This is a genomic window from Pseudoprimorskyibacter insulae (genome assembly GCF_900302505.1).
Classification (GTDB): domain Bacteria; phylum Pseudomonadota; class Alphaproteobacteria; order Rhodobacterales; family Rhodobacteraceae; genus Pseudoprimorskyibacter; species Pseudoprimorskyibacter insulae.
In genome coordinates this window covers 70,730-91,454 of record NZ_OMOJ01000005.1, presented here as the reverse complement: position 1 = coordinate 91,454, position 20,725 = coordinate 70,730, and the positions used below count along the sequence as shown (strand labels likewise).

Sequence of the window (20,725 nt, the reverse complement as noted above, 5' to 3'; positions counted from 1 at the left end):
AAGATACGGGAAATTTACCAATATTCCTTGTTTTGGTCAGGGTTTGTGACCTATTCTGATGAAAAGCCGATCATGGCGCGGTTAGGGAGGCGCGGTATGACCCAGCACAGCATCACTTTGCAAGACCGGTTCGATCTGTCCAAGGGGAATGTCCTGTTGAATGGGACACAAGCATTGGTTCGCCTAATGCTGATGCAGGCCCATCGGGACAAAACGGCGGGGCTGAACACCGCCGGCTATGTCACGGGCTATCGCGGATCGCCGCTTGGCGCGGTTGATATGCAGATGCACCGGGCCGAGAAATATCTTAAGCAATCCAACATCTTGTTCCGCGAAGGTCTAAACGAAGATCTGGCCGCGACGGCGCTTTGGGGCAGCCAGCAGGCTGAACTGCGCGGCGAGGGCAAATACGATGGTGTGTTTGGCCTTTGGTACGGCAAGGGGCCGGGGGTTGACCGGTCTGGCGATGTCATGCGCCATGCCAATATGGCGGGCACCTCTGCGCATGGCGGGGTTTTGATGGCCCTAGGCGACGACCACACCGGCGAATCCTCCACCGTTCTGCACCAATCAGAATTTGCGCTGGTCGATGCCTATATGCCGGTTCTGTCGCCTGCGGGCGTTCAGGAAATTCTGGACTACGGGATTTACGGCTTCGCGCTGTCGCGGTTTGCGGGCGTTTGGGCCGGTCTGAAGGTGATGAAGGACACGGTTGAGGTGACCTCGGTCGTGGATGGGCGTCCGGACCGGTTTCAGGTCGTCACCCCGCATTTCGACATGCCGAAGGACGGGCTGAACATCCGGCTGGTGGATGACCGCTTTATCCAAGAGGCACGGCTGCTGGATTACAAGCGCCACGCCGCCGAAGCCTTTGCTTATGCGAACAAAATTGACCGTCGTGTCTGGGGGAAGCCGGGGGCCAAGATCGGCTTTGTGGCGGCCGGTAAGAACTGGCTGGACCTTGTTCATGCGCTGGATCTGCTGGGCATTGATGAGGCCGAGGCCGAGCGTCTTGGGCTGACCACCTATAAGGTTGGTCAGGTCTGGCCGCTGGATATGAAGGGCTTCAACGAATGGGCCGAAGGGCTGGACCTGATCGTTGTGGTCGAGGAAAAGCGCAAGCTGATCGAAGTGCAGATCAAAGAGGCGCTGTTCGACAATCGCCGAGGCCGGCGGGTTTATGGCGGGATGAAGAACGGCAAGGTTCTGTTCCCGACGAAGATGGCGCTTGATCCTGTTGATATCGCTCAGCATCTTGGGAAAATTTTGGATGAGGAAGGGCGCTGCACCGATGGTGTCCGCCAAGGGTTGGAGGCGCTGGATGTCGCCAAGACCGCCGATAACGCGCAGGAGCTGGCGTCGCGTCTGCCGTATTTCTGTTCGGGCTGTCCGCACAATTCATCGACCAAAGTGCCTGAGGGCAGCCGGGCCTATGCTGGAATTGGCTGCCACTTCATGGCGCAATGGATGGATCGGTCGACCTCGGGCTTTACGCATATGGGCGGTGAAGGGGCCAATTGGACCGGCGAGGCACCGTTTTCGAACCGCCCGCATGTGTTCCAAAACCTGGGCGACGGCACCTATAACCATTCGGGCGTTCAGGCGATCCGCGCCGCGCTTTTGGCTGATACGACAATCACTTATAAGATCCTGTTCAACGATGCGATCGCTATGACAGGCGGTCAGCCCAACGATGGCGGGCTGACACCGCAGCAGATCGTGTCCGAGTTGAAGGCCATGGGCGTCAAGCGCATAGCCGTGGTGCATGACGAAAAGGAAGGGCTGGATGTAAAGTCTTTCCCGCAAGGCGTTGAAATCTCAGAACGGGCGGAACTGGACAGCGTTCAGAAAAGCTTTGCCCAGACAACGGGCGTGTCGGCGATTGTCTATGTGCAGACCTGCGCCGCCGAAAAGCGCCGCCGTCGCAAGCGCGGCACCTTCCCGGACCCGGATCGGCGCGTGTTCATCAACACTGATGTCTGCGAAGGCTGCGGCGATTGTGGGGTGCAGTCGAACTGTGTGTCGATCCTGCCGGTGGAAACCGAACTGGGGCGGAAACGGGCGATTGACCAATCCAGCTGCAACAAGGATTTTTCTTGCCTCAAAGGGTTTTGCCCGTCGTTCGTGACGGTCGAGGGAGCGCGGCTGAAGAAGGTGGAAACCGCCGATCTGACGCTGCCGGACATGCCTGAACCGGCCTTGCCTGCGATCGATGGGACGTTCAATGTGGTGGTCACCGGCGTTGGCGGTACAGGCGTTGTCACCATCGGCGCGGTCTTGGCCCAAGCGGCGCAGATCGACGGCAAAGGCGCGGGCATGATGGAAATGGCCGGGCTGGCGCAAAAGGGCGGCGCGGTGCACATCCATTGCCGTCTGGCCAACCGGCCCGAGGATATCAACGCCATTCGCGTGACCACGGGCGAATGCGATGCGCTGATCGGCGGTGATCTGGTGGTCAGCGCCGGGGCCAAGACGCTTGGTCTGTTGCGTGTTGGCTCCGCTGGGGCGGTGGTGAACAATCATGAAATCATCACCGGCGATTTCACCCGCAACACCGAATTTACCCTGCCATCGGACCAGTTGGAGCTGTCGCTGCAAGCGCGTCTGAAGGATCGGCTGTGGCTGTTCGATGCGTCCGAACTGGCGCGGGTGACGCTTGGAGATTCGATCTTTTCCAACATGATGATGCTGGGCGCGGCGTGGCAGAACGGGCTGGTGCCCCTGTCGCGGCAGGCCATTCTGGACGCGGTTGCGCTAAACGGCGCGGCGGTTGAACGGAACCAGCGGGCCTTTGAAATCGGGCGTTGGGCGGTGGTTGATCCTGAGGCCGCGGCCAAGTTGATTGCCCCGTCGGTGGTGGCGCTGCCGTCTGCGCCGCAGGACAAGGCCGCCTTCCGTGAGGCGCATTTGACCGAGTATCAGGGGCGCGGACTTGCGCGGCGCTATCGCAAGCGTTTGGACAAAGTTGAGGATGCAGGGCTTCAGGCCGCGATGGCCGAAGGCTATCATAAGGTCTTGGCCTATAAGGACGAATACGAGGTTGCGCGTTTGCTTCTGTCATCGCGGGCCAAGGCCGCAACGCAGTTCGACGGTGATTTTTCCATGTCGTTCCACATGGCCCCGCCGATCCTGTCGAAGATGGGCAGCGACGGGCGTCCGAAGAAACGTGAGTTCTCGGAAAAGATGCTGCCGCTGCTAAAACTGCTGGCGCGGATGAAATCGCTGCGTGGCACGCCGCTGGATGTGTTCGGATACACCGATGAGCGGCGGATGGAGCGTGGTTTGATCCGCCAATATGAGCGGGACATGGACGAGGTGACGCCGCTTCTGACCGACGAAACCCGTGCCGCGATTGAGGAACTGGCCCGTTTGCCGCTGCAAATTCGCGGCTTTGGCCCGGTCAAACAGGCCAATGAGGCCAAGGCCGCCAAGCGCCGGGAGGCCCTGTTGGCCCTGATCCGCGCAGGCGGAACGCCGACCCGTATCGCTGCCGAATAACTGCCGCACCCGCCTGCGTTTTGTCGCTGGCGGGTGCAAAGGCCCTTTTGCTGGTCGCCACCGCGCATTATGACTGGGTTTGTAATGACAAAAACAGTTTCGGCAGGGGCCTGAAGACCCCGGAAAGGCGCACCATGGCAGTAGGTGTATTTGATAGCGGGCTGGGCGGTCTGACGGTGTTGGAGGCTGTCTCCAAACGTTTGCCAGACGTTCCTTTTGTGTATTTCGGTGACAATTTGCATGCGCCCTATGGCGTGCGCGACGCCGATGACGTCTACAACCTGACCTGCGCTGCGACCGAACGGCTTTGGGATGCGGGCTGCGATCTGGTGATTTTGGCCTGTAACACGGCGTCGGCAGCGGCGCTGCGCCGAATGCAGGAAAGCTGGCTGCCGCCGGGCAAGCGTGCCTTGGGTGTGTTTGTTCCGTTGATCGAGGCGCTGACAGAACGGCAGTGGGGCGATAACTCACCCCCGCGTGAGGTCGCGGTCAAGCACGTGGCGCTATTTGCCACCCCCGCCACTGTGCGCAGCCGCGCGTTTCAGCGTGAATTGGCGTTCCGCGCCATCGGTGTGGATGTTGAGGCGCAGGCCTGCGGCGGCTTGGTCGATGCGATTGAAGACGGCGATATGATCCTGGCCGAAGCCTTGGTGCATAGCCATGTGGACGCCTTGCTTCGCAAAATGCCCGACCCCGAGGCGGCTATTCTGGGCTGCACGCATTACCCGCTGATGGCTGACCAGTTCCGAGAGGCGCTGGGGGAGCATGTGCAGGTCTATTCGCAGGCCAATATCGTGGCAGAATCGCTGGCCGATTACCTGACCCGTCGGCCCGAGATGATCGGCAGTGGAACCGAGTCGATGTTCCTGACCACGGGCGATCCGAAAAAGGTGTCGGACCGCGCGACGCAATTTCTGAAACGCAAGATCACGTTTCAAAAGGCCTGATTGAATTTCTGGGCGATATCGCCCAGAAAGAGCCAAACTAGCAGAGGGTCCGTCGGGCCCCGCAGGAGATGACATGACCAAGAATATCGCAATCATTGGGGCGTCTGGCTATACCGGGGCAGAATTGATCCGCCTGTTGGCCACGCATCCGTCCTTTGTGATCAAGGCCTTGGCGGCCAATTCGAAGGCTGGCCAGTCGATGGCTGACGTGTTCCCGCATCTGCGACATCTGGATCTGCCGGCGCTGGTGACTTGGGAAGAGATTGACTTTGACCAGATCGACCTGTGTTTCTGCGCGCTGCCGCATAAGACCAGCCAAGAAGTGATCTCAAAACTGCCGGGTCATCTGAAGATCGTCGATCTGTCGGCGGATTTCCGGCTGCGCGATCCTGAGGAATACACCAAGTGGTACGGCAACCCGCATATCGCGATTGAGACCCAGAAAGAGGCGGTCTATGGCCTGACCGAATTCTATCGTAATGAGATTAAAGGCGCGCGTCTGGTGGCGGGCACGGGCTGTAACGCCGCAACGGGGCAGTTCATTCTGCGTCCCTTGATTGCCGGTAAGGTCATTGCGCTGGACGACATCATTCTGGACATGAAATGCGGCGTTTCAGGCGCAGGCCGCAGCCTGAAGGAAAACCTGCTGCATGCCGAGCTGAGCGAAGGCTATAACGCCTATTCGGTCGGCGGCACGCATCGTCACCTTGGCGAATTCGATCAGGAATTCAGCGCCTTGGCGGGCGAACCGGTGCGCATCCAGTTCACGCCGCACCTGATGCCGGTGAACCGGGGTATTCTGGCGACGGGCTATGTGAAGGGCGATCCGAAAGCCGTCTATCAGACACTGGTCGACGCCTATAAGGACGAGCCGTTCATCGAGGTTCTGCCGTTCGGCGCAACCCCCAGCACGCATAACATCCGTGGGTCGAACTTTGTGCATATCGGTGTGACCGGCGACCGGATCGAAGGCCGCGCCATCGTGGTCGCCGCGCTGGACAACCTGTGCAAGGGCAGTTCGGGCCAAGCATTGCAAAATGCGAATTTGATGTTAGGTGAAGAGGAAACCGCCGGTCTGATGCTGGCGCCCTGTTTCCCATAACCCGATCAGGAGACCATAATGGCCTTGAAATCGCTGAAGAAAAAACGCCGCATTCAGGTGATCGCCCTTGCGGCGGTGTCCTTGGTGGTGGCGGTTGCGCTGATTGGCTATGCCTTTCAGGACGGCATCAACTTCTTCCGGTCGCCCAGCCAAGTGGTCGAAAGCCCGCCCAAATCCAATGAAGTGTTCCGCATTGGCGGTTTGGTCGAGGAAGGCACCTTGCTGCGCGGTCAGGGTGAGGTGATCTCGTTTAACGTGACCGATGGCGGGGCCTCGGTGCCGGTGGTGTTCTCGGGGATATTGCCGGATCTGTTCGGCGAAAATCAGGGGATGGTCGGCACGGGGCGCTATGTGAACGGCGTGTTTGAGGCGAGCGAGATTTTGGCCAAGCACGATGAGACCTATATGCCCAAAGAAGTGGTCGATGCGCTGAAGGAACAAGGCGTCTACGTCGAACCTGAAAGCTGACCCCAGCTTTTCATCGTTGTTGATTGCGTCCCCGTCGGAGCCTCCGGCGGGGATATTTTTTGGTCAGAAAATAACAGGGGGTGCCGCGCGGTCCGGGCAGGGGCGGTTAACCAATTTGGGCGCAGGCTGATGTTCAGAGGTAACTGGGCAAGAGGCTGAAAATGGCTGTATCGGAACGGCTGCGCCAGATGGCGCAAGAGATTGTCGAGCGGGAAGGCGGGTTTGTGAACGATCCCGACGATCCGGGCGGGGCGACGAATTACGGCGTGACGATTGGCACACTCCGGCGACTTGGGCGCGATATGGACGGGGATGGCGCGGTGACGGTGGCCGATTTGCGCAAACTTGGGCCAGATCAGGCGGCCGAGATCTATCTTGAGCATTACTTTCACAAGCCGGGTTTGGACCGGTTGCCGGAAGGGCTCCAACCCACAGTGTTTGACATGCAGGTCAATGCCGGGGCCCAAGCGGTGCGGTTGCTGCAACGGCTGCTGTGCGACATGGGGTTTGACGTGGCGGTGGATGGGGCGCTTGGGCCGCAGACGCTGGCGGCGGTAGACCGGGCCTATGCCCGTGCGCCTGAGCGGTTTGTGGATGCCTATGGGATTGCGCGGCGGAGTTATTACTTACGTCTGGCGGACCGGCGGCCTGCGCTTCGAAAATTTGCCCGGCGTCGGGACGGTGGCAAGGGCGGGTGGGTACGCCGTGCTGAAAGTTTTGTGTCAAAGCAATACCATATGAGCGACGCCGAATTTCAGGCGCGGGTGGCGTCATGGGGATGATTGAGGCGATATTGAACACGCTGTTTGGCGGCGGACGCAATGCGCTGCGCGAAACGATTGAGGTGTTCCAAGTGAATGCCGAGGCGGAGGCCGGGCGCAATGCGGGCCGTCACGGGTCGGCGATGCAGCAATTCGCGCAAGAGTTTCGCCCCGACGAGCGCGGACGGTTTGACCGGTTCATGGATGGGGTGAACCGGTTGCCGCGCCCGGCTTTGGCGCTTGGCACTTTGGGGCTGTTCGTGGCGGCGATGGTGGATCCGGTGTGGTTCGCCGCGCGGATGGCCGGGATTTCGCTGGTGCCAGAGCCGCTTTGGTGGCTGCTTGGGGTGATCGTGTCATTCTATTTTGGCGCGCGTCATCAGGCCAAAGGGCAGGCGTTTCAGCGCGATTTGGTGCAGACAGTTGCCATGGCGCCAACGGTGGCGCGGACGGTTCAGGCCTTGGAGGAGGGCGGCGCCGTGCCGGATGCCAACCCTGCGCTGGCCGACTGGCGGCGCGAGGGCGCGACAATGTGATCGGCGGGCGGGCGTGAATCCCATTGGCCCGCCGCAACGCGCGGATTATAACCTGTGTCATGATTACAGAATTTGGCCATGTTGCCCTGATCCTCGCGTTTCTTGTGGCCTGTATTCAGGCCGTTGTTCCCATGGTTGGTGCCTATAAGCGCTGGCCCGGATGGATGGCCGTTGCCGAGCCTGCGGCCACATCGCAGTTTCTACTGGTTGGAGCCAGTTTTGCGGCTTTGACCCATGCCTTTGTCACCTCGGATTTCAGCCTGCGTCTGGTGGTGCTGAACAGCCATTCGGCCAAGCCGATGCTGTATAAAATCAGCGGTGTTTGGGGGAACCACGAAGGGTCAATGCTGCTGTGGGTGCTAATCCTGGCGCTGTTTGGGGCGATGGCCGCATGGTTTGGGGGCAACCTGCCGCCGACGCTGCGGGCGCGGGTTTTGTCGGTTCAGGCGGCGGTCGGCGTGGCCTTTCTGGCCTTTATCCTGTTCACATCGAACCCGTTTTTGCGCATGGCCGTGCCGCCCTTTGACGGGCAGGACCTGAACCCGCTGTTGCAAGATCCCGGTTTGGCGTTCCACCCGCCGTTTCTGTATCTTGGCTATGTGGGGCTGAGCATTTGCTTTAGCTTTGCCGTCGCCGCCTTGATTGAAGGGCGGGTTGACGCGGCTTGGGGGCGCTGGGTGCGGCCCTGGACGCTGGCGGCTTGGATCTTCCTGACCATCGGTATCGCGCTTGGGTCTTGGTGGGCCTATTATGAGCTGGGCTGGGGCGGGTTCTGGTTCTGGGATCCGGTTGAGAACGCAAGCTTTATGCCTTGGCTGTTCGCGGCGGCCCTTCTGCATTCGGCCATCGTGGTCGAAAAGCGCGAGAGCCTGAAAAGCTGGACGATCCTTCTGGCGATTCTGGCCTTTGGCTTTAGCCTGATCGGCACGTTTATCGTGCGCTCGGGCGTTCTGACCTCGGTCCATGCCTTTGCCAATGATCCTGAGCGCGGGGTGTTCATCCTGCTGATTCTGGCTTTCTTCACCGGCGGTGCGCTGACGCTCTTTGCGGCCCGTGCCAATGTGATGGAGGCGAAGGGCGTCTTTGGGGTCGTCAGCCGTGAAAGCGCGCTTGTCGCGAACAACATCCTTTTGGCGGTCAGTTCCTTCGTCGTGTTCATCGGCACGATCTGGCCTTTGGTGGCCGAGATGTTCTTTGACCGTAAACTCAGCGTTGGTGCGCCGTTCTTTGAGATGGCCTTTACCCCCTTCATGATCGTTCTGGGGCTGATCCTGCCAATCGGGGCGATCTTGCCGTGGAAACGGGCCAACCTGTCGCGCAGCTTCCCGGTGCTTTACCCGGCTTTGGCTTTGGCCGTTGCCTTGGGCGGTCTGGCTTGGGCGATGCAGTCGGGCAAAACACTGCTGGGTCCGATTGGGGTGTTCTTGGGCACTTGGGTTGTCGCCGGGGCTTTGACCGACCTTTACACGCGCACCGGCCGCAGCCGTGATTTGACCCGTCTTTTGCGCCTGCCGCGTGCCGATTGGGGCAAGGCCGTGGCCCATGGCGGTCTTGGGGTGACGATGCTGGGCATTGCCGGGCTTATGGCTTGGGAGGTGGAGGACATCCGCACCGTTCAGTTGAATGAGCCGTTCACCGTTGGCCAGTTTGAGCTGACCCTGACGGATGTTCAGCAGATTCAAGGGCCCAACTATTTCTCGACCACAGGGACGGTCAATGCGACCAAGGACGGGGCCTTCGTTGCGACCCTGCATCCTGAAAAGCGCAACTATCCTGTCGCGCAGATGCCCACGACCGAGGCCGCGATTGATTACCGTTTCATGCGCGACCTTTACGTGGTGCTGGGCGACGAACAGGACAACGGCGGCTGGGCCATGCGCACCTATATCAAACCGCTGGCCAACTGGATCTGGGCCGGGTGTCTGCTGATGGCGCTTGGCGGCGGGCTGAGCCTGTCGGATCGCCGGACCCGCGTGGCCGCAGGTGCCCGCAAAGCCCCGGAAGGAGTGCCCGCAGAATGACAGTTATTTCCAAGCGGTGGGTTAGAAACCCACCCTACGTCCTTGCGCTGATTTTTGCGATGCTGGCCAATGTAGCCATCGCCGTGCAGCCCGACGAAGTTCTGCAAGATCCGGCGCTTGAGGCGCGGGCACGTGAGATTTCCAAGGGGCTGCGTTGCCTTGTGTGCCAGAACGAAAACATCGACGATTCCAACGCTTCGCTGGCGCGGGATCTGCGGATTTTGGTGCGTGACCGTCTGGAAGAAGGCGATACGGATGAGCAGGTCGTTGACTTCGTGGTCGAGCGCTATGGCGAATTTGTCCTGCTGAAGCCGACCACGGCGGGGGGCAACTGGCTGCTTTGGGCGGCAGGTCCGATCCTGTTTGTGATCGCCGCGCTTTTGGCCATGGTATACATCCGCCGCCGGGCCTCGGCCCCGCAGCCTGTTGACGGGTTGAGTGCCGAAGAACAGACGCGTCTGGACGAAATATTGAAGGGCTGACAGGGCGCGCAACCTATGGTATCAGGGCCTTGGTCCGCAGTTCACCTAGGCGCCGCCCACGGCTAAACCTGCGTTTTAAGACACCGAGACATCTTGGGGATGGCATCGGACAAGGGCGGACCTCCACCCCGTTAGGGGACGGCATCCCGATCTGAGGTGATCTTATGACACGTGACGTGATTGAACTCACGATTCCCGACCTGTCCCACTTTGCCAAGGCGCTGCGTTCGTCGTTGGAGGGCAGCCCGAGCCACGCCGAAATGCTGGGCCATATTGCCCGCGCGGCGGGGTATCGCAATTACCAGCATCTACGGGCGCGGCACGAACCGCAGCCGCAAGCCGATCTGCGCCGGGTGGAACGTGCGCTGCGGCTGTTTGACGATGCCGGTTTGATGCTGCGTTGGCCGGGAAAACACAGCCTTCAGGGGCTGTGCCTTTGGGCGGTTTGGGCGCAGCTTCCACCACGCGAGGCGATGACCGAACGCCAGATCAGCCAGCGGATTGACACGCTGACCGCGTTTCGCGACGCCGCGCAGATCCGCCGCGGATTGATCGAGCATCGCTTGGCCAGTCGCAACATCGACGGCAGCGCCTATCATCGCGTCGAACAAGGGCCAAGCCCTGAGGCGCGGCTGGTCATTCGCGCGGTTCTGGCGCGCCGTAAATCGGGCCAAAACTGACGCCGCGTTTCGCTTTGCCAAACTGATCGGTTCAGTGTTTGATGCGGCCAAAGCCAATGTCGGAGAGACCCATGAACTACGATACCATCCAGTACGACCTGACCGATGATGTGGCCGTTGTCACCCTGAACCGGCCCGAGGTGATGAACGCCTTGAGCAGCCAAATGCGCGCCGAAATCACCGATGCGGTCCGCCAGGGCGGGCGTGATGGGCGCGTGGTGGTTCTGACCGGAACGGGCGGCGCTTTTTGTTCGGGTCAGGATCTGAGCGACGGTGGCAATGCCGCCAATCTTGATCTGGAGCGTACCTTGCGCGACGAATATGTGCCGATGCTTCGGGCGATCATTGATTGCCCGGTGCCGACGATCTGCGCTGTGAACGGTGCCGCTGCGGGGGCAGGGGCGAACCTTGCCCTTGTGGCCGATGTGGTGATTGCGACGCAAAGCGCCTTTTTCCTTCAGGCCTTTACCCGGATCGGCCTGATCCCGGATGCAGGCGGCACGTGGTTCTTGCCGCGTCAGATGGGGCTGGCCAAATCCATGGGGGCGGCGCTGTTTGCCGAAAAGATCACCGCGCAGCAGGCCGATGACTGGGGCTTGATCTGGGAAGCGGTGGCCGATGACGCGTTTGAGGCGCATTGGAAGGCCCGCGCGGCGCATCTGGCCAAAGGCCCGTCCGAGGCGTATCGCCATCTGAAAACCGCTCTGTGGGCGTCGTTTGACAATACGATCGACGAACAATTGGCGCTTGAGGCTCGGCTGCAAGGCAGCTGCGGCAAGACGCGGGACTTCAAAGAAGGCATCATGGCCTTCCTGGAAAAGCGCCCGGCCAAATACGAAGGCCGGTAAAACGCGAAACGGCGGGCTGATGGGCCCGCCGTTTTCACTTGGGATCGGACAAATCAGAACAGGAAGTCGACTTCGTCTTCCATCGACAGGTCGGCTTCTTCTTCCATCTGCTCGTCTTCTTCTTCGCCGTTGAACATGAAGCGGATCAGTTCCTGAATGTCGGCTTCCTCTTCGTCGGCTACCGGCATTTCCGGCGGGCATACTTCTTCAACAACCGGGGTTTCTTCAACAACCGGGGTTTCCATGTCCGGGGTGCAGGTTTCTTCCTCGGTGGTTTCTTCTGCGATCACTTCTTCGGTTTCCTGAACCGGAGCATCTTCTTCGGTCTTGTCGCAGGTCTTTTCTTCGCGGGTGTCTTCTTCGCGCTCGTCACGATCCTTGCCGCAGTCACGGTCGTCGCGGTCATCACGGTCGTGGTGACCTTTGCGGCCGCCGTGGTGACGGTCGCCATGATCGTCGTCGCCATCGGTTTCCGCTTCGTCGTCGCCGCACACCCATGCGTTTTCGCCGCGGTCATCTTCGAAAGCAGCACCAATGCTTTTCAGGTCGATGTCCTTGAGCGACAGATCCTTGCCGCAGTTTGCAAACAGGGTGAAGCCAACTTCGGTGGTCTCGCCTTCGCTCGAACCTGCGGTGGAGCCAAACCGCAGGGCCATGTCGAAATCTTCGGCGCTTTTACCGCTGCCGCGCAGGCAGTCGTCGTTTTCCATCGGGGTGACGTCTTGAACGGCAACCTCGGGGTAGATGGTCACGTCTTCAACATCGCAGTTTTCGGAAAAGTTCATGCACAGGCCGTTGATGGCCTCCGGCGAGATGCCTTTAAGCGTGGGCTTCATCAGGAAAGTGAGCGAACCCTGATCTTCAAAGATCGAGAGCTTGATGGATTTATCACAGCCCAGATCCAGAGTTGCAGCCGGCTTGGTGATGCATGCGAAGTTGAACATTTTATTTGGCTCCGAGTTAACGGTGCCCCCAAAACGTATATGCGTCACAATCTGGGCATGGGGCAACACAATTCCGCCCTAATTGGCCAGAACTGCCCCAATTCGCCCGATTTGGCCCAAATTTGGCCGCCGATGCCTTTTTCTAATTTTCGTTTTGGAATTAATAAGTGTAATATTTAATTATTGTCTTCACTTTAGGTAATAGGTGGCAGAACCGGATCGCCCCAATTGCGTCCGATTTTGCCTTATTTGCGAATCGAGCGGCGCGCCGGGGTCGAATTTGACCCCGGCTGCCCGATTAGATGAACTGAATGTCGGCCAGCTCGTCCTCTTCTTCCTCTTCCTGCCAGGGCAGTTGGATGTCGTCTTCTTCCTCGGGGGTGGCAGTGGGCGCGACCCAGTCGTCATAGGTGACGGCGTATTGATCGCAGTCATCGCCGGTTTCGCAATCGTCGCCGCCCGCTTCGGGGATGTAGGTCAGATCATCAACCGCGCCCGAGCCGACCAGATGCACATCCATCGCCGCTACGCCGCGAGCATCGATGTCGATGGTCTGCGCGCTGTTGTTGCCTGCCGCCGGGATCTCAACCGATTTGATCAGGCCGCCGTTGACGTCATAGAGGTCAATCGCGCCGCCGGTTTCTTCGACGTCCAGAACGTTCAGGCTCAGAACCGCAGCGGGGGTAGTGAATTCGAACGAGATGGTGCCGCCGCAGGCGTTGTCATCTGGATCGCATTCATCGTTGTCCTCCGAGATGATCAGCGCGTTGCCTTGATCGGTGTAGGACAGATCCCAGTCGCCGCCGGTCGGGTTGTTGGTGTCAAAGATCATCGCGTCGTTTTCCGAGGCGTCATCATCGCCAGCCCGCTGCGCCGACACGGTGAAATTCTCGAACTGGGTGTCGGCGGTATCGCCAGCGCTGGCCCCTTCGAAATCTTCGGTGATCGGCTGGGTGTCATCCTCGACCGCCACCTCTTCGGTGGTCATGATCTCGACGTTGTCGACATAGACCTTTTCGTTCCACGCGGTGATGTCCGACACGATGCGGAACTGCACGCTTTCGGTGGCCTCATCCAGCACGCCGCCCGAATAGGTCAGGGTGGTGGCGTCGCAGCCAAAGCTTTGACCGGTCTCACAGCCCACCAGAGCGGTCTTGGCGTCGTTGATCATGAATGTGTCCAGCAGCTGCCAGTCGCCGCCATCGATCTGCACCTCAAGGCTGACCTTGTCGGTGCCCCAGCCGCAGTTTTCGAAGTTACGCAGGCCCTCCGCGCGCATATCCAGCGAGATCGCGGCCTTGCAGGCGGTTTCAACCTTGTCGAACAGCAGCTCACCATCTTTGCAGCCGTTTGTCATGGCTTCGCCGCCGCGGATCGCCCAGTTGCCATCGCTGACGATATTGTCCGACTGCGCCGGATCGCAGATGCCTTCGAAGTCTTCGTCCATGCCCACAACGTCAACCAGCGTGGTTTCCGGTTCGTCTTCGACCAGCACGTCTTCGGTGGTCAGGATTTCGACGTTGTCGATGTAGATCTGTTCGTTGGCGGCCGAGATGTCCGACACCATGCGGAACTGAACGCTATCCTGCGCGCCATCCAGAACGCCGCCCGAATAGCAGATGTTGGTCATGTCGCCGGTGAAGCACTGGCCGGTTTCCGAACCAACCATCGCGGTGTTGTCGTCATTGATGCGGAATTCGTCCAGCAGAACCCAGTCGCCGCCGTCGATCTGCACCTCAAGGCGCAGGCTGTCGGCATAGCAGCCGTCCTGTTCGAAGTTGCACAGGCCTTCGGCGCGCATGTCCAGCGACAGGGCGACGGGGGCGCAGGCTTTGACCTCGCCAAACTCCAACGTGCCGTCCTTGCAGCCGTTGGTGAAGGCCTGACCGTTCTTGATCGCCCAGTTGTCATCGCTGTCGATGTTGGCCGACTGCTTGGGCGCCCAGATGTTTTCGAAGTCTTCGCTCATGACCTTGGTCACGACGGTTTCATAGGTGGCATCTGCGCCGTTGCCGCCATTGTTGGTCAGGGCCAGACCGTTGCCGCCGTCCGAGTTGATGATGGCGGTCATGTTGCCGAAATCGATGTCGGCCAAGCTCAGCGGTTGATCGCTGTCCATATACAGGGTGAAGGCGGCGGTGTCGGTGTCGCCCAGCGTGCCATAAGGTTCTTGGCCGAACTCGACGCGCACGTCATAGGCGTCTTTGGTTTGGGCGCCGTTGTTGATCTGGTTCATGCTGCCGGGCGAGACGGTGAAGTCGGTGATCTCTTTCACGTCGACATCGGGATAAATCGTCAGATCGCCGGCTTTGGCATCGTCATTCAAATTAAACAGCAGCGCATCAATATCGGTCACCTCTTCATTCTCGGCGTAAACGCGGATGAAAAGGTTGCCCTCGTCTTCGCTGACGACAACGCGAACCTGAGGGTCACAGCCTAGCAGGACTTCCTGAGTTTGATCGGTCATTGTTGGGCTCCATTGCGGTGGGGAATAAGGCAATTTCGAGTTTAGACTTGCCTTAATTCCGCACGAATGTGGCGCAATTTGGGGGAAACAGTGTGTTTCCGCCATATAATTAACACAATTGGCCCATTCGAACGGAATTGTCCGAAACGTCAAAAGAGTATTTGCAATCTTTGGAGGCTAAATGGAACCAATCAATTTGGTTCAATTGTGGCGGCTTGCCACAAAAAAGGCCCGATCTGAAACAGATCGGGCCGATTTGATTCGTTGAAAAAGGGGCGGTGTTAGCCGCGATCCTCGATGTCGACATAGTCGCGCAGGGTGCTGCCAAGATACAGCTGACGCGGACGGCCGATTTTGTTCTGCGGATCGTTCAGCATCTCTTTCCACTGCGAAATCCAGCCGACGGTGCGCGACAGCGCGAAGATCGGGGTGAACATCGAGGTCGGGAAGCCCATGGCCTCCAGGATGATGCCGGAATAGAAGTCGACGTTCGGGAACAGCTTCTTCTCTTTGAAGTAGGGATCGTTCAACGCGATCTGTTCCAGCTCTTTGGCGACCTGAAGCAGCGGGTTGTCTTCGACGCCCAGCAGTTCCAGAACTTCGTCAGCCGACTCTTTCATCACGGTCGCGCGCGGGTCCATGTTCTTATAGACGCGGTGACCAAAGCCCATCAGACGGAACGGGTCGTTCTTGTCCTTGGCGCGCGCGATATACTCGGGGATGCGATCGACGGTGCCGATTTCCTTGAGCATTTCGAGGCAAGCCTGGTTGGCGCCGCCATGTGCCGGACCCCAGAGGCAAGCAATGCCAGCGGCGATACAGGCGAACGGGTTCGCACCCGAGGACGATGCCAGACGCACGGTCGAGGTCGAGGCGTTCTGTTCGTGGTCCGCATGCAGGGTAAAGATGCGGTCCATCGCGCGGCTCAGGATCGGATCGACCTGATATTCCTCGGCCGGAACGCTAAAGCACATGTGGATGAAGTTGGCCGCGTAATCCAGATCGTTGCGCGGATACACGAAGGGCTGACCGATCGAGTACTTATAGGCCATCGCAGCGATGGTCGGCATCTTGGCAATCAGACGATGCGACGCGATTTCGCGCTGGCGCGGGTCCGAAATGTCGGTCGAGTCGTGGTAGAAGGCCGACATGGCACCAATCACACCCACCATGGTTGCCATGGGATGCGCATCGCGGCGGAAGCCACGGAAGAAGTTGTGCATCTGCTCATGGATCATCGTGTGACGGGTGATCGTGGTTTCGAACTTCTCAAGCTGGGCCGCGGTCGGCAGTTCACCGTAAAGCAGCAGGTAGCAAACTTCGAGGTAATGCGATTTGCCGGCCAGCTGGTCGATCGGGTAGCCACGGTGCAGCAGAACGCCTTCTTCGCCGTCGATGAAGGTAATCGTGCTGTCGCAGCTCGCGGTTGAGGTGAAGCCGGGGTCGTAGGTGAAAACGCCAGCGGTGCCATACAGCTTGCGGATATCAATGACGTCCGGGCCAGCGGTGGGCGAGTGAACAGGCAATTCGTAGGATTTGCCGTCCAGCGTCAGCGTCGCAGTTTTGGTCGTATCAGCCATTCTAAGTCCCTTCATCTGAAACCCCCGCGCGGATCACGCAGGGGATACTAGGTGTCTGACCATGAAAGAAGGGTAAGGCCGTGGCGTCACTCTTCCCCGGTGGTCGAGGCCTGGGCCAGCCGCGTCAGCGTTTCATCGCGGCCCAGGACAAGCATCATGTCGAATACACTCGGGGTCACAGCCCGGCCTGCCAACGCGGCCCGAAGGGGGCCTGCAAGCTTTCCGAATTTCGTCCCGTTCGCCTCAGCGAAGCGGGATGTGACCTCCTCCAATTCGTCTCGCGACCAGCTAGCATTTTGCAAGTGCGGCGTCAATGAAGACAGTATACCACGGGATACAGGGTCAAGCGATTTTGCCGCTTTTTCGTCGGGTTCAACCGGCGAACTGATTAGCGCAAAATGGCCTTTTTCCAGCAGTTCCGGCAGGGTTTTCGCCCTTTCCTTAAGGCAGTACATCGCTTTTTGCAGGTTTTCGGCCTGTGCATCTGTCAGGGCGGGCAAATCTGTCGCATCCAGGTATGCGACGATTTCATGCAGCAGCGCAGCATCGTCCGACTGCGCAATGTGCTGACCGCACAAGTTTTCCAATTTTTTGAAATCCAGACGCGCAGGGGCTTTGCCGATTCCCTCAAGGTTGAACCAGTCGCGGGCCTGCGCATCGGTGAAAAATTCATCATCGCCGTGGCTCCAGCCCAATCGGTTCAGATAGTTTCGCATGCCTGCGGCGGGATAGCCCATCTTCTGGTATTCCTCGACGCCAAGCGCGCCGTGGCGCTTGGACAGCTTTTTGCCGTCGGGGCCGTGGATCAGCGGGATATGGGCGTAGACGGGCAGGGGCCAGCCCATCGCCGTATAGATCCCCATCTGGCGGGCGGCATTGTTCAGGTGGTCATCGCCGCGAATGACATGGGTGACGCCCATGTCATGGTCGTCTACAACCACTGCCAGCATGTAGACCGGGGTGCCGTCGCTGCGCAGCAGGATCATATCGTCAAGCTGATCGTTGCGAATGCGCACAGTGCCTTGCACCTGATCTTCGATCACGGTCTCGCCGTCCTGCGGTGTCTTCAGGCGGATCACGAAAGGTGCGTCGGGGTGCGTGGCCGGGTCGGCATCGCGCCACGGGCTTTGAAACAGGGTCGAGCGTTTTTCGGCCTGCGCCGCGTCGCGGAAGGCTTGGATTTCATCCTGCGTGGCAAAGCACTTATACGCGGCACCCTTGGCCAGCAGCTCATGCGCGACCTCGGCGTGGCGGCTCGCGCGTTCGAACTGGCTGATCACCTCGCCGTCATGGTCCAGCCCCAGCCAATCCATGCCCTTCAGAATGGCGGCAGTGGCCTCAGGGGTCGACCGTTCACGGTCCGTGTCTTCGATGCGCAGCAGGAACTTACCGCCGCGACCACGCGCGAACAGCCAGTTGAACAGCGCGGTGCGGGCGCCGCCGATATGCAGATATCCGGTCGGGGAGGGGGCGAAACGGGTGACGATCTCGGTCATGGGCGGGTTAACCTTTCGGAAACCATAATGGGTCTAGCGTTGGCCCTGTCCTTACCCATCCCTCAGCAAAGGCACAAGCATGGCGGGCTGGCTTTCAATGGTGTGGCAGGTGTTGCAGGCGCAGCGGGGGCATCTGTTTCCATGGGTGCCGGTGGTGTTTTCCTGCGGGATTGCTGGGTATTTTACCCTGCCGGTGGAGCCTGCGTTTTCGGTTTTATGCGGTTTGATGGGTGTCGGCCTTGGCATGGCCGTGGCGGTGGTCTGGTTGCCAGAGACCGCGCGGCCGTTGGCCTTGGCCATTGCGCTTGTGTTGCTTGGGGCCGGTTGGGCTGGGCTGCGGGCGCATTATGTATCTGCGCCCGTTCTAAAGGGGCATTACTACGGGCCGATCACCGGGCAACTGGTGGCGATTGACCGCTCGGCCAGCCATGCTCTGCGCCTGACCCTGCGCGATGTGGTTCTGGCGCGGCGCGATGCCCGTTCAGTGCCCGACCGCGTGCGCGTATCCCTGCACGGCGAATGGCACATGCCCGACTTGCAACCGGGGCAGGTTGTGCAAATGACCGGCCATCTATCGCCCCCCGGTGGCGCGGTGGAACCGGGCGGCTTTGATTTCCGTCGGCACGCTTGGTTTCTGCGGCTTGGCGCGGTGGGCTATACACGCACGCCGGTGATGATTTTGATGCCGCACCAAGGGAAAATGCCCGTCGCCCGCGCACGCTGGGCCTTGTCTGAGAGGGTGCAAAACGTGCTGTCGGGGCAGGCCGGGGCCTTTGCCGCCGCCGTGATCACCGGGGATCGTAGCGGGCTGAGCCCTGATGTGTTGCGCCATCTGCGGCAAACCAATATCGCGCATCTTCTGGCGATATCCGGCCTGCATATGGGGCTGCTTGTTGGCACGGTCTTCGCCGCGTTGCGACTGGCCCTTGTCGGGCTGTTCGGCGACCGGTTGCGCGCCAAAAAGCTGGCGGCGGCTGTCGCTCTGGTTCCGGGCGCGGGCTATCTGGCGCTGTCTGGCGGCAACGTCGCAACGGAACGGGCGTTTATCATGGTGGCCGTTGTGTTGGTCGGCGTTCTGCTGGACCGCCGGGCGCTGACCTTTCGCGCGGTGGCCTTTGCCGCAATGCTTGTTCTGCTGCTCCGGCCTGAGGCGCTTTTGTCGCCGGGGTTTCAGATGTCCTTCGCCGCCACATCTGCCTTGGTCGCTGTGCTGGGCGCGGTTCGCCCGGGTCAAGGGCGACTTCGGCGCTGGGGCGTGTCGTTGGTTCTGACTTCGGCCGTGGCGGGGCTGGCCACCGCGCCCTATTCCATGGCGCATTTTAACCAAGTCTCGCATTACGGGTTGCTGGCCAACCTTTTGACGGTGCCGCTGATGGGGCTATTGGTCATGCCCTTTGGGCTGATCGCGGTTCTGCTGATGCCCTTCGGCTTAGAGGCCGTGCCGCTTTGGGTGATGGGCTGGGGGCTTGAGTGGATCTTGACCGTTGCGGCCACCGTCTCGTCTTGGCCCGGCGCGGTGGGGGCGATCATGGCACCGCCAGCGATGGTGCTGCCGATCCTGACTTTGGGCGCATGCTTTGTGCTGCTGTGGCAAGGGCGGTTGCGATGGGCGGGTGCGGTGCCGGTCATCGTGGCCGGGGCGCTATGGATGACGGGCGTGCGCCCCGCGATCTTGGTGGCCGAAGGCGGTGGGTTGGTCGGCGTCATGACAGCCGAAGGGCGGGCGGTGTCCCGGCCCAAGGGCGATAGCTTTGTCGCCAAGATCTGGTTGGAAAACGATGGCCAAGGCCTTGGCCGGGATCAGTCGTCGTCGCTTTGGGATGGCGGGTTGCCGGGGCGCGTTGGGGCGCGGTTGATCCATGTCCACGGAAAACGCAGCGCCGCAGCTTTTCTGGGCTGCCAGCCCGGAGATTTGGTCGTCACATCGGAACCGTTGCCAGCGACAGGGTGCACGACCATCGGCCCGAAGATGCTAAAGCAAACCGGCGCAATTGCGATCATCCCAGAAAGCGGTGGTTTGCGCATCTCGTCTGCGGCCCAAATGGCGGGCCGCAGGTTATGGGCACAAAGGTCAGTAAGTGCGGATCAACCCAACCAGACGCCCCTGCACCTTAACATGGCCAGCCGGTAGGATGCGCGGCTCATAGGCGGGGTTCGCCGCCTCAAGCACGATGCTATCGCCACTACGGCGGAAGCGTTTCAACGTGGCTTCATAGCCTTCGACCTGCGCGACAACGATATCGCCATTATCGGCGCTAGAGGTTTCGCGGATCACCACAACGTCGCCGTCGTTGATCCCGGCCTCAATCATGGAATCGCCCTTGACCTCAAGCGCATAGTGGCGGCCGCGCCCCGATAGCATCTGGCCCGGAACGGTGATCTGCGGCGGCGCGTCTTCGATGCTTTCAATCGGAACACCGGCGGCGATGCGCCCCATCAGCGGCAGTTCCAGCGCATCAAGGCTTGCCACCTCACGCGTGGCGGCAGGAGCAGTATCGGGCCGGTCGCCTTCAATCACGCGCGGCGTAAACCCGGCAGGCTGGCCGCCCATGCTATCGGGCAGTTTCACGATCTCAATCGCGCGGGCACGGTGGGCCAGACGGCGAATAAACCCGCGTTCTTCCAATGCGGTGATCAGACGATGAATGCCCGACTTGGATTTCAGATCCAACGCATCCTTCATTTCATCAAAGCTGGGCGGCACGCCATCGCGCTGCATCCTGCGATTGATAAAATCCAGCAAGTCGAGCTGTTTCTTTGTCAACATGCGCTGCCTCCGTCTGTTTTGTTTTGTTTTGTTCTACGCATGTTCTTGTTTTGTGTCAACATCTGGTGCGTAAAACGCAATCGGTCACAAGGGCCCCACATTTCTAGGGGCGCCTGTCCGGTGTCGCA

16 protein-coding genes are annotated in these 20,725 nt (G+C 60.0%); 11 read left to right on the top strand and 5 right to left on the bottom strand.

All coding sequences use genetic code 11. The features are described from left to right. The first annotated feature begins 96 nt into the window (after nt 1–96). From PRI8871_RS12695 to PRI8871_RS12650, 10 genes are all read left to right on the top strand, one after another. Nucleotides 97–3,498: an indolepyruvate ferredoxin oxidoreductase family protein gene (locus PRI8871_RS12695; RefSeq protein ID WP_108886608.1), complete on the top strand. Its 3,402-nt coding sequence runs from the start codon at nt 97–99 to the stop codon at nt 3,496–3,498. Between the two features lie 134 nt (nt 3,499–3,632). After that, entirely contained in the window at nt 3,633–4,445 is an 813-nt protein-coding gene (murI, locus tag PRI8871_RS12690; RefSeq protein WP_108886796.1) for a glutamate racemase, read from the top strand. A 73-nt stretch (nt 4,446–4,518) separates the two neighbouring features. Further along, the gene (gene argC, locus PRI8871_RS12685) at nt 4,519–5,547 is read left to right on the top strand and encodes an N-acetyl-gamma-glutamyl-phosphate reductase (protein ID WP_108886607.1); all 1,029 of its coding nucleotides are present in this window, start codon (nt 4,519–4,521) and stop codon (nt 5,545–5,547) included. Between the two features lie 18 nt (nt 5,548–5,565). Next, nucleotides 5,566–6,015, top strand: coding sequence for a cytochrome c maturation protein CcmE (ccmE, locus tag PRI8871_RS12680; protein WP_108886606.1), 450 nt, complete (start codon nt 5,566–5,568; stop codon nt 6,013–6,015). Between the two features lie 161 nt (nt 6,016–6,176). After that, on the top strand, nt 6,177–6,797 hold the full coding sequence (locus PRI8871_RS12675; RefSeq protein ID WP_245897860.1) for a holin-associated N-acetylmuramidase: 621 nt from the start codon (nt 6,177–6,179) through the stop codon (nt 6,795–6,797). Then, nucleotides 6,788–7,312, top strand: a complete 525-nt coding sequence (locus PRI8871_RS12670; protein ID WP_108886605.1) for a holin family protein — start codon at nt 6,788–6,790, stop codon at nt 7,310–7,312. The genes PRI8871_RS12675 and PRI8871_RS12670 overlap by 10 nt, the downstream gene beginning before the upstream one ends. 59 nt (nt 7,313–7,371) lie before the next feature. Next, a complete protein-coding gene (locus tag PRI8871_RS12665) occupies nt 7,372–9,333 on the top strand; it encodes a heme lyase CcmF/NrfE family subunit (RefSeq protein ID WP_108886604.1) in 1,962 nt (653 codons plus the stop codon). Beyond that, nucleotides 9,330–9,815 carry a cytochrome c-type biogenesis protein gene (locus PRI8871_RS12660; RefSeq protein WP_108886603.1) on the top strand — a complete coding sequence of 162 codons (486 nt, stop codon included), beginning with the start codon at nt 9,330–9,332 and terminating at the stop codon, nt 9,813–9,815. The genes PRI8871_RS12665 and PRI8871_RS12660 overlap by 4 nt, the downstream gene beginning before the upstream one ends. A 164-nt stretch (nt 9,816–9,979) precedes the next feature. Next, nucleotides 9,980–10,495 carry a DUF2087 domain-containing protein gene (locus PRI8871_RS12655; RefSeq protein WP_108886602.1) on the top strand — a complete coding sequence of 172 codons (516 nt, stop codon included), beginning with the start codon at nt 9,980–9,982 and terminating at the stop codon, nt 10,493–10,495. A gap of 71 nt (nt 10,496–10,566) precedes the next feature. After that, entirely contained in the window at nt 10,567–11,343 is a 777-nt protein-coding gene (locus tag PRI8871_RS12650; RefSeq protein WP_108886601.1) for an enoyl-CoA hydratase-related protein, read from the top strand. 53 nt (nt 11,344–11,396) lie between these two features. Here the strand turns inward: PRI8871_RS12650 and PRI8871_RS12645 are convergent, their stop codons facing one another. The 4 genes from PRI8871_RS12645 to gltX form a co-directional block, all read right to left on the bottom strand. Then, nucleotides 11,397–12,287: a hypothetical protein gene (locus PRI8871_RS12645; protein ID WP_108886600.1), complete on the bottom strand. Its 891-nt coding sequence runs from the start codon at nt 12,285–12,287 to the stop codon at nt 11,397–11,399. Nucleotides 12,288–12,585: 298 nt separating this feature from the next. Beyond that, the gene (locus PRI8871_RS12640; protein ID WP_108886599.1) at nt 12,586–14,754 is read right to left on the bottom strand and encodes a hypothetical protein; all 2,169 of its coding nucleotides are present in this window, start codon (nt 14,752–14,754) and stop codon (nt 12,586–12,588) included. Nucleotides 14,755–15,035: 281 nt separating this feature from the next. Next, complete coding sequence (gene gltA / locus PRI8871_RS12635) at nt 15,036–16,334, bottom strand: citrate synthase (RefSeq protein ID WP_108886598.1); 1,299 nt, start codon at nt 16,332–16,334, stop codon at nt 15,036–15,038. An 86-nt stretch (nt 16,335–16,420) separates the two neighbouring features. Beyond that, entirely contained in the window at nt 16,421–17,830 is a 1,410-nt protein-coding gene (gene gltX / locus PRI8871_RS12630) for a glutamate--tRNA ligase (protein WP_108886597.1), read from the bottom strand. Nucleotides 17,831–17,909: 79 nt separating this feature from the next. Here gltX and PRI8871_RS12625 point away from each other — a divergent pair, with 79 nt between their 5' ends. Continuing rightward, the gene (locus PRI8871_RS12625; RefSeq protein WP_108886596.1) at nt 17,910–19,961 is read left to right on the top strand and encodes a ComEC/Rec2 family competence protein; all 2,052 of its coding nucleotides are present in this window, start codon (nt 17,910–17,912) and stop codon (nt 19,959–19,961) included. Here PRI8871_RS12625 and lexA read toward each other — a convergent pair. Beyond that, complete coding sequence (gene lexA / locus PRI8871_RS12620; protein ID WP_108886595.1) at nt 19,902–20,597, bottom strand: transcriptional repressor LexA; 696 nt, start codon at nt 20,595–20,597, stop codon at nt 19,902–19,904. The two genes, PRI8871_RS12625 and lexA, sit on opposite strands and share 60 nt — an antisense overlap. Nucleotides 20,598–20,725 lie beyond the last annotated feature (128 nt).